The organism is Pseudofulvimonas gallinarii (assembly GCF_004343305.1).
GTDB classification, from domain to species: Bacteria; Pseudomonadota; Gammaproteobacteria; order Xanthomonadales; family UBA2363; genus Pseudofulvimonas; species Pseudofulvimonas gallinarii.
The window spans coordinates 1-8,430 of sequence record NZ_SMAF01000038.1; the positions used below are offsets into that span (position 1 = coordinate 1).

Annotated in this window: 10 protein-coding genes and 1 pseudogene; 2 read left to right on the forward strand and 9 right to left on the reverse strand. The window is 66.8% G+C overall.

The features are described from left to right. Positions 1–185, forward strand: a pseudogene (locus tag EDC25_RS14165) (IS630 family transposase); the annotation flags it as partial. 348 nt (positions 186–533) lie between these two features. On the opposite strand, the gene EDC25_RS15195 reads toward EDC25_RS14165, so the two are convergent. The 4 genes from EDC25_RS15195 to speD form a co-directional block, all read right to left on the reverse strand. Beyond that, positions 534–644 (reverse strand): KUP/HAK/KT family potassium transporter, encoded by a 111-nt coding sequence (locus EDC25_RS15195; protein WP_377600700.1) that lies wholly within the window; start codon positions 642–644, stop codon positions 534–536. Positions 645–738: 94 nt separating this feature from the next. Further along, complete coding sequence (locus EDC25_RS14170; protein ID WP_132577733.1) at positions 739–1,674, reverse strand: diacylglycerol kinase catalytic domain-containing protein; 936 nt, start codon at positions 1,672–1,674, stop codon at positions 739–741. A gap of 3 nt (positions 1,675–1,677) precedes the next feature. Continuing rightward, positions 1,678–2,703 carry an SPFH domain-containing protein gene (locus EDC25_RS14175; protein ID WP_132577735.1) on the reverse strand — a complete coding sequence of 342 codons (1,026 nt, stop codon included), beginning with the start codon at positions 2,701–2,703 and terminating at the stop codon, positions 1,678–1,680. 318 nt (positions 2,704–3,021) lie between these two features. Then, positions 3,022–3,837, reverse strand: a complete 816-nt coding sequence (gene speD, locus EDC25_RS14180) for an adenosylmethionine decarboxylase (protein ID WP_132577737.1) — start codon at positions 3,835–3,837, stop codon at positions 3,022–3,024. Between the two features lie 162 nt (positions 3,838–3,999). On the opposite strand from speD, the gene crp reads away from it, so the two are divergent. Further along, positions 4,000–4,716: a cAMP-activated global transcriptional regulator CRP gene (crp, locus tag EDC25_RS14185; RefSeq protein WP_132577739.1), complete on the forward strand. Its 717-nt coding sequence runs from the start codon at positions 4,000–4,002 to the stop codon at positions 4,714–4,716. Positions 4,717–4,789: 73 nt separating this feature from the next. Here crp and trpC read toward each other — a convergent pair whose 3' ends face one another. From trpC to EDC25_RS14210, 5 genes are all read right to left on the reverse strand, one after another. Beyond that, entirely contained in the window at positions 4,790–5,578 is a 789-nt protein-coding gene (gene trpC / locus EDC25_RS14190; protein ID WP_132577741.1) for an indole-3-glycerol phosphate synthase TrpC, read from the reverse strand. Further along, on the reverse strand, positions 5,578–5,943 hold the full coding sequence (locus EDC25_RS14195) for an antibiotic biosynthesis monooxygenase family protein (RefSeq protein ID WP_132577743.1): 366 nt from the start codon (positions 5,941–5,943) through the stop codon (positions 5,578–5,580). Before EDC25_RS14195 ends, trpC begins: the two co-directional genes overlap by 1 nt. A 24-nt stretch (positions 5,944–5,967) precedes the next feature. Beyond that, positions 5,968–6,996 (reverse strand): anthranilate phosphoribosyltransferase, encoded by a 1,029-nt coding sequence (trpD, locus tag EDC25_RS14200; protein ID WP_132577745.1) that lies wholly within the window; start codon positions 6,994–6,996, stop codon positions 5,968–5,970. Between the two features lie 100 nt (positions 6,997–7,096). Then, on the reverse strand, positions 7,097–7,699 hold the full coding sequence (locus EDC25_RS14205) for an anthranilate synthase component II (protein WP_132577747.1): 603 nt from the start codon (positions 7,697–7,699) through the stop codon (positions 7,097–7,099). A gap of 63 nt (positions 7,700–7,762) precedes the next feature. Further along, positions 7,763–8,248: a hypothetical protein gene (locus EDC25_RS14210; protein WP_132577749.1), complete on the reverse strand. Its 486-nt coding sequence runs from the start codon at positions 8,246–8,248 to the stop codon at positions 7,763–7,765. Positions 8,249–8,430: the final 182 nt, after the last annotated feature.

Here is an 8,430-nt window from a genome sequence, read left to right on the forward strand (position 1 = left end):
CGGACTTGAATCCGGACGAGCTTGTCTGGAGCTACACCAAGCGAACCGGGGTCGCGCGAAGCCCGCTGCGTAGTGGCGAGAAGCTGGCCGATCGGGTCCATGCGCAACTGTCCGGCATCAAGCTCCGGCCCGACCTGGTGCGCTCGTTCTTCGGGCATCCAAGTGTCGCCTATATTTCTGACTGATCAGTAATGCTTCGACATGCCTGGGTGGCTCCAGCCGGGCGCCCCGGTCCCACCGCGGTGCGTCGCTTCGGCCGCCGACATGGACCATGCCACTCACTGTCGCCTTGGGTTGTAGCGGTAGCTCCTGCAGGAGGGCCAGCCAGCGATGCCGGCAACCAGTGCCGGCAAGCGGTGCCGGCAGGGTTCCACGGGATGCATCGGCAGCCTCCCGGACCGCATGTGCCGCGACGACGACGCGCGCCGTCCGTCCTGCACCGCCGCCGGTGCGACGTGGGTGTCGAGTCAGAAGCAATGTTCCATGGCGGCACGGCACATCCTCTTGCCGATCGACCGCCGCCGGTCAAGCGATCAGATCTCGAACTGTGCGCCGAGCTCGACGACACGGTTCGGCGGCATGTGCAGGTATTCCGTCGCCCGGGTGGCATTGCGCCACATCATGACGAAGCCGCGCTCGCGCATGCGTCCGCGTGCCTCCTTGACGGCAGCGGTGCTGCGGGTGCCCAGGGAGGGCAGAGTAAAGCGGTGCCGGCAAAGCCGTGACCTACCGGCCGCGCTACTGCACCAGCGTGCCGTGTCGCTCGGCAATCCCGATCTCCGCGGCCATGCCGGAATTGAACTCGATGAAATCCTGCTCGACGCCATCGCTGAAGATCACGCCGTAGTCGGGCATCAGCGAGGTCAGGCGCAGGGGATCGTCGTCGTCGATGCGTCCGAACACCAGCGCCGTCTGCGTCGCCCGGCTCGGGAAAGGCTCCCGCACCGTGAAGTACAGGTGCCGCGATTCCCAAGGAAACCCGGACAGCTGCAGTGCCCGCAGTTCGTCGGCGCCCGCGGCGCCGGCCATGCCGATCGCGCCGGTGAGCAGGCTGCGGAACCATCCGGTCGAACCCAGCCCGGTCGAGACGATGATGCCGCTGGACGAATGGACCTCACGCTGCTCGCCGACCTGGATGGTGTAGCGCGCCGACACATGCGAGCGTGGCCCGATGAATAGATCGTTCACCGCATGCAGTTCCTGTCCGTCGCCGAGGCGGGCGCGCGCCATGGTGACGGCGCGCGACGGGCGGCGACCGGCCAGCGCCTCCGGTACCACCTTGGCGAGATCCCTGGCCTCGAACGGCAGCAGCACCCCGTCCCAGCGCTTCGGGTCCGGATTCACCCCGATGACCGGCTGGCCCTGCAGGTATTTCAGCGTATTGGCGACCAGTCCATCCTGCCCGACGACGACGACCAGGCAGTCCGGCGGGAACAGGAAGTTCGGCACCAGCGTGCGCTCCAGCCGCTGCACGCGGCCGAAGCGCCGCAGCTGCGACTCGGCGGATTCGACGGCGCGGCGGTAGGTGGACAGTTCCGCCTCGTAGTCGGAAAAGTCCGCGCCCATGTGCTCGACATAGAACCGCGCCTGTTCAAGGGTGTTGAGCCGCGCCACCAGGTCCTCGAGCCGCGTGCGCCGCGTCACCAGGATGATCCGGTGCTGCGGGGAGTCCATGGCTCAGTCCTGTGACGCGGGCGACCGGACCAGTTCCTGCAGCAGGTCGGGCGAGATGTTCAGCTCGCCGATCCGGCTGGCGTTCTGCGCCAGATCCTGGAACGCGGCGGCAATGACGGCGCCCGGCGCGGCGCTGCCCAGGGACAGTGCCTGCAGTACCTTCGGATCGACGCCGCGGACCGTCTTGACCAGCGCATCGACCTCGTAGGCGCGGGCGTCCGCCTGGCGCCGCGCATTGGCGACGCGCAGTTCGGTCAGTGCCTCGTTTTCCCTTTCGTAGGCGATCCGGCCCTGGATTTCCTGCGCCTGGATCTGCAGGCGCTTTTCCAGCACGGCGCGTTCCGCATCCATCTGCGTCTCGCGGATCTGCCGCTGCTTGGTCTCGACCGCGATCTCCGTGTTGAGTTCGTTTTCCTTGATCGCGCGCTCCTGTTCGATGGCGGCATTGCGGCGCAGGTACAGGGCGTCATCGGCGGCCTTTAGGATCTGCTCGCGGATGGTCGCCTCCAGCGCGCGCGCCGTTTCCGGCGTCGGCCTGATCGCAAGGATCGCCAGGCTGACCAGTTCCAGGCCGAGGCTGGGCAGGCCATCAGGGCGGCGCAGGCCTTCACGCACCGCCTGCACCAGGCCTTCGGATTCGTGCAGCAGGTCCTGCAGCTTCTGGCCCTGCAGGGCCGCGCGCAGCTGCACCTGGACCGCGTTCACCACGCGCTGCGGCAGCTTGCCCGGATCCTCGGACACGTAGTCGGTTCCGTTCGGCTGCAGCGTGAAGTTCATCAGCGACGCCAGCAGCTTCGGATCCGATACCCGGTAGGTGACCTGTCCCTGCACGGTCACCTGCTGGAAGTCGGCGCTGACCTCGCTGAACATGAAAGGCGCATCGACACTTTCCATCGGGATCGACACCAGCGAAGCGCTGGGCGCGAAATAGAAGAAGGCCAGGCCGGCGCCTTCGCGCACGGGCTGGCCGTTGCGGTACTGGATCAGATAGGTACTGGGGCTGGCTTTGGCGTAGCGGATGCCGAACATGGCGTGCTCCTTGGGACGGTCCTTCCCTGGTCAGGCCACCGGTCCTCCCCGGATCGGCGCGAACGGACGCGATAGCGCAAAGATAGCAATTCGAGGGCGCCCGGGTCCGGCTTCCTCCCACCGACGCGCCCGGGGCAGGTCTGGAATCAGTCGGCGGCCGGGCGTCGTTGTGCCGCTGCCGTCGCAGGCAAGCGCAGCCGGGCTCGACGCCCGCCGCATGCGGAAACGAAAACGCCGGCAGTGGCGCTGCCGGCGTTCAAGTGCGGGGCGTGGAACCGGAATGGCGACCGTTACCGCGCACCGCCCCTCGGCAACCCCTTACAGCAGGTTGCGGCCGTGGAACAGTTCCTCGATCTCCACGCGCACGCGCTGCTCGATGCGCAGGCGGTCCTTGAACGACAGGTCGGACGCCTTCGACTCGAACAGGTAGGTGTCGAGGTCGAACTCCTTGATATGCATCTTCGTGTGGAAGATGTTCTCCTGGTAGACGTTGACGTCGAACATCTCGTAGCGGTTGCGGATCGAACGCGACAGGTAATCCTGGATCGAGTTGATCTTGTGGTCGATGAAATGCTTCTTGCCCTTCACGTCGCGCGTGAAGCCGCGGACCCGGTAGTCCATGACGACGATGTCGGACTCCAGGCTTTCGATCAGGTAGTTCAGCGCCTTCAGCGGCGAGATCACGCCGCAGGTGGCGACGTCGATGTCGGCACGGAACGTGGCGATGCCGTCGTGCGGGTGCGTTTCCGGATAGGTGTGGACGGTGATGTGGCTCTTGTCGAGATGGCCGACCACGCTGGCTTCTTCGGGATGCTCGCGCACGGCACCGGGCACGACCTGGCCGGCCGCCTTCTTGTCGACGACGGGCTCCTCGGAAATCAGGATCGTCACCGACGCACCCTGGGGGTCGTAGTCCTGGCGGGCGATGTTCAGGATGTTGGCGCCGATGATCTCGGCGACGTCCGTCAGGATCTGCGTCAGGCGGTCGGCGTTGTAGGCTTCATCGATATACTCGATGTAGCGCTGTCGCTGCTCGTCGCTGACGGCGTAGCAGACATCGTAGATGTTGAACGACAGGGCCTTGGTAAGGTTGTTGAAGCCCTGCAGCTTCAGGCGCGGGAGTGGTTTGACCACGTCGGGGATCACCGATTGGTTGGGGCACGGCCCGGACGCGGGCGCGCAGACGGCGAATTATCTGCCCGTCAAGCCCCCGGCGCAAACCAGGCCGCGTCGGCGGTTGCCGTACAGTGTGCTTTGCATCATAGTCGCGGCTGAATCCGGGGGGATGGATAGACCATGCAATTGCCCGCATCACTGGCACCAGACCGAGTCTCGACTGAGCGCTTCCTGTCGCTGTGTCATCGCCGCCGCTATCCCAGCAAGTCGGTGATCATGCGGCCGGGCGATCCGGCGAACACCTTGTTCTACGTGGTCGAAGGTTCACTGAGCATCATCGCAGAGGACGAGGAAGGCCGCGAGATCATCCTGGCCTACGTCAATCCGGGCGATTTCATCGGTGAACTGGGCCTGTTCGTGGAAACGCCCCAGCGTTCGGTGATGATCCGCACGCGCACGAGTTGCGACCTGGCCGAGGTCAGCTACGAGCGCCTGTTCCAGTTGCTGGATGGCGTGCTCAAGGAAGACTGCCCGCGCATCCTGTTCCAGATCGGTTCGCAGATCTCGCAGCGCCTGCTGGCGACCTCGCGCAAGGTCAGCCGCCTGGCGTACATGGACGTGACCAACCGCGTCGCGCAGACACTGATCGACCTCTGCGATGAGCCGGACGCGGTCGCACACCCGCAGGGTCGCCAGATCCGCATCTCGCGCCAGGAAATGAGCCGCATCGTCGGCTGCTCGCGCGAAATGGTCGGCCGCGTGCTGAAGCAGCTGGAAGAGCAGGGCATGCTGCTGGTCAGCGGCAAGACCATCGTCGTCCTCGGCCACGGCACCCAGCAGGGCCCGAAGATGCTTCTGCAGCGCATCGGTCCGGGCACCGGGGACCGCCAGCGCTGAGGCTCGTGGCGCACCGGGCCGGCCCGTCGGCGGCCCGGGTGACGGCCCCGCGGCCCGAAGCGGCCGCAGTGGCTCAGGAAAACAGCTGCGACAGTTCCGCGCCCGGGTCGGGCGCACGCATGAAGCTTTCCCCGACCAGGAAGGCGTGGATGCCGGCGGCGCGCAGCCGCGCCACGTCTTCGCGCGTGCGGATGCCCGATTCAGTCACCAGCAGGCGGCCTTCCGGCACCAGCGCCCGCAGGCCCATGGTCGTGTCGATGGACACCGAGAAGGTGCGCAGGTCGCGGTTGTTGATGCCGATCAGCGGGCCGGAGGTCGCCAGCGCACGCTCCAGTTCCGCCTCGTCGTGCACCTCGATCAGCGCGTCCATGCCGAGCGAGTCGGCCAGCGCCAGCAGTTCGCGCAGGCGGCCGTCGTCCAGCGCGGCGGCGATCAGCAGGATGCAGTCGGCGCCCAGCGCGCGCGCCTCGTACACCTGCCAGGCGTCGATGACGAAATCCTTGCGCAGGATCGGCAGTGCACACGCCTCGCGGGCCTGCTGCAGGTACAGGTCGGCGCCCTGGAAATACGGTTCGTCGGTCAGCACCGACAGGCAGGTCGCACTCGCCGCCTCGTAGCTGCGGGCGATCGCCGGCGGATCGAAATCCGGCCGGATGACGCCCTGGCTGGGGCTGGCCTTCTTGATCTCGGCGATGACGGCGGGCTGGCGGTCGGCCGCCCGTGCCGACAGCGCGCGCAGGAAACCCCGCGTCGGCACTGCGTCGGCGCAACGGGCGCGCAGCTCGACCAGCGGCAGGCGGGCGGACCGTTCGGCGACTTCGTCGCGCTTGGTCGCCAGGATGCGTTGCAGGATATCGCTCATCAGGTTCCCTTCGACTGCATCGCCGGCGGCCCGGCGTAATCGCGTTCCACCCTGGCCACGCGAACCTGGTAGTGCTGGTACCAGCGCCGGCGACCTAGGTCCTGCGCCAGGCTGTGTTCGGCGTGGCGTCTCCACGCCACCACCGCCGTCTTGCTCTTCCAGTACGAGACGGTGATGCCGAAGCCATCGGCGCCGCGCACGCTCTCGATGCCGAGGAAGCCGGGCTGCACCGAGGCAAGCTCGGCCATGTGTCGCGCCATCGATTCGTAGCCGTCGAGGTTGTCGCCGTGCTGCGAGGTGAAGATCACCGCGTAGTAGGGCGGCTCGGGTGTGCTGGCGAAGCCGTGGGAGGCAGCTGCGTCCATGTCATGTTTCTCCTGCTGCCGGACTCAACCGGTTCTCCGGGTCGCATCGACGAAGTCGGCGAGCCGCTGCCGCGCGCTGCCATCGGCGATCGCCCGGTGCGCCTTCGCCAGGCCTTCGGCGATGTCGCCGGCCAGTCCGGCGACGTACAGCGCGGCCCCGGCATTGAGGGCGACGATATCGCGCGCCACGCCCGGCGTGTCGTTCAGCGCGGCGCGCAGCATGATGCAGGATTCCTCGGCATTGCCGACGCGCAGCGAACGGTTGGAAGCCATCGCCAGCCCGAAGTCTTCCGGGTGGATCTCATATTCGTGGACCTCGCCGTCGCGCAGTTCGCCGACCAGCGTCGCCGCGCCCATGGAAATCTCGTCCATGCCGTCCTTGCCCCACACCACCATCGCGCGCTGCGCGCCCAGTCGTTGCAGGACGCGGACCTGGATGCCGACCAGGTCGGGATGGAACACGCCCATCAGGATGTTCGGCGCCCCGGCCGGGTTGGTCAGCGGGCCGAGGATGTTGAAGATGGTGCGCACGCCCAGCTCGCGGCGCACCGGTGCCACGTTCTTCATGGCCGCGTGGTGCATCGGCGCGAACATGAAACCGATGCCGCACTGGCTGACGACCTGGGCGACCTGTTCCGGCGACAGCTCGATGCGCGCGCCCAGCGCCTCCAGCACGTCGGCGCTGCCGGACTTGGAGGACACGCTGCGATTGCCGTGCTTGGCGACCTTCGCGCCCGCGGCGGCGGCGACGAACATCGACGCCGTCGAGATGTTGAAGGTATGCGCGCCATCGCCACCGGTGCCGACGATGTCGACCAGGTTGGCGCGGTCCGGCAGCTCCACCTTGCCGGCGAATTCGCGCATGACGGTGGCGGCGGCGGCGATTTCGCCGATCGTTTCCTTCTTCACGCGCAGGCCGGTCAGGATGGCTGCGGTCAGTGCCGGCGAGACCTCGCCACGCATGATCGCGCGCATCAGGTCCAGCATTTCGTCGTGGAAGATCTCGCGATGCTCGATGACGCGTTGGAGAGCATCCTGCGGGCGAAGCTTCATCGGTGGGCGCACCTCGGACGGGGCGGCTGGAGCCGCGGAGGGCCAGCCAGTGTAGCAGTGCCCGCCGTGTCGTCTACGTGCCGCCCGTGACGGGCGAAGCTCAGGCCGCCAGCGGTGTGCGCTGGTGCTGGTCGAGGAAGTTGCGCAGCATGTCGTGGCCGTACTGTGTCAGGATCGACTCGGGATGGAATTGCACCCCTTCGACCGGCAGTTCGCGGTGGCGCAGGCCCATGATCTCGTCGAAGCCGCCGTCGGCGGTCTCGGTCCAGGCCGTGATCTCAAGGCAATCCGGCAGCGAGTCACGCTCGACCACGAGCGAGTGATAGCGCGTCGCCTCGAAAGGATCGGGCAGCCCGGTGAACACGCCCACGCCGGTATGGCGCACCGGCGAGGTCTTGCCGTGCATGATCGCTTTGGCACGTACCACCTTGCCGCCGAACACCTGGCCGATCGACTGGTGGCCCAGGCAGACGCCGAGGATCGGGAACTCACCGCCCAGCTCGCGGATCACCGACAGCGAGATGCCGGCCTCGTCAGGCGTTGCCGGACCCGGCGAAATGACGATATGCGACGGCGCCAGCGCGCGGATGCCGTCGACGTCGATGGCATCGTTGCGCACCGTGTGCACCTGCTCGCCCAGCTCACCCAGGTACTGCACCAGGTTGTAGGTGAAGCTGTCGTAGTTGTCGATCATCAGGATCATGGTGGGCTCCGGGGCCGGGGCGGCAACTATAAGGCCCCGGCCCGCGCCCGGCACGCCCGCCCGTCACCGGGGATCGGCGATATCGAAGCCGTTGCCGAAAAGCAGTTCCCCAGGCACCTCGAAGATCTGCAGCATTCCCCCGTAGGCGATCAGCTCGATCAGGCCGTCGCCGTCGATATCCTCGGCTGCCAACCGCGTCGCCCACACGGGCATTGGAGCCGAAAACAGTGGCTCGGGCCTGTCAAACGACAGCACGGACAACCGGCCCAGCGTGTTTACGGCAACGAGCGGTGTTTGGAATGGCGCCTGGCGGAAGGCGGCAACGGGCCCTCCCGCATCCACTCCGGAAACCGACACCGATGGGCTTGCGAAAAGCCCTTCATAGCGCGCAAGCGTTCCATGGGCGTGGTGCAGCACCAGATCCGCGCTGTCTCCAGGAGAGGCACCCGGCAGGATCGCCATGCTCACGACGTCCGGGTAGGTCATGACTGGGGCGGTATCCAGCTGCGGCCGGAACACCAGGACGCGGTCTTCCGTGAGCATCGCCACGCAAAGCTGCCCACTGCCATCGAGTGCGGCTGCGAAGACCTGCGGTTCCCGATCCCAGAGGAGTGCTACGGGTTCGGACTGCCATAACAGCCTGTTGAAATTCGGTCAGACGAAGCCCGCGAGTTCTGCGGTTCTGGTGTTTTCGTGGCAATCAGCCGCCGATCAATCGCTTTTCCAGCCTT

Excerpts from the sequence above, each read along its gene's own strand:
- EDC25_RS14170 (WP_132577733.1), bottom strand. The coding sequence starts at position 1,674 with ATGGACTCCCCGCAGCACCGGATCATCCTGGTGACGCGGCGCACGCGG.
- EDC25_RS15195 (WP_377600700.1), bottom strand. The coding sequence starts at position 644 with ATGCGCGAGCGCGGCTTCGTCATGATGTGGCGCAATGCCACCCGGGCG.
- crp (WP_132577739.1), top strand. The coding sequence starts at position 4,000 with ATGCAATTGCCCGCATCACTGGCACCAGACCGAGTCTCGACTGAGCGC.
- EDC25_RS14205 (WP_132577747.1), bottom strand. The coding sequence starts at position 7,699 with ATGATCCTGATGATCGACAACTACGACAGCTTCACCTACAACCTGGTG.
- trpD (WP_132577745.1), bottom strand. The coding sequence starts at position 6,996 with ATGAAGCTTCGCCCGCAGGATGCTCTCCAACGCGTCATCGAGCATCGC.
- EDC25_RS14175 (WP_132577735.1), bottom strand. The coding sequence starts at position 2,703 with ATGTTCGGCATCCGCTACGCCAAAGCCAGCCCCAGTACCTATCTGATC.
- EDC25_RS14195 (WP_132577743.1), bottom strand. The coding sequence starts at position 5,943 with ATGGACGCAGCTGCCTCCCACGGCTTCGCCAGCACACCCGAGCCGCCC.
- trpC (WP_132577741.1), bottom strand. The coding sequence starts at position 5,578 with ATGAGCGATATCCTGCAACGCATCCTGGCGACCAAGCGCGACGAAGTC.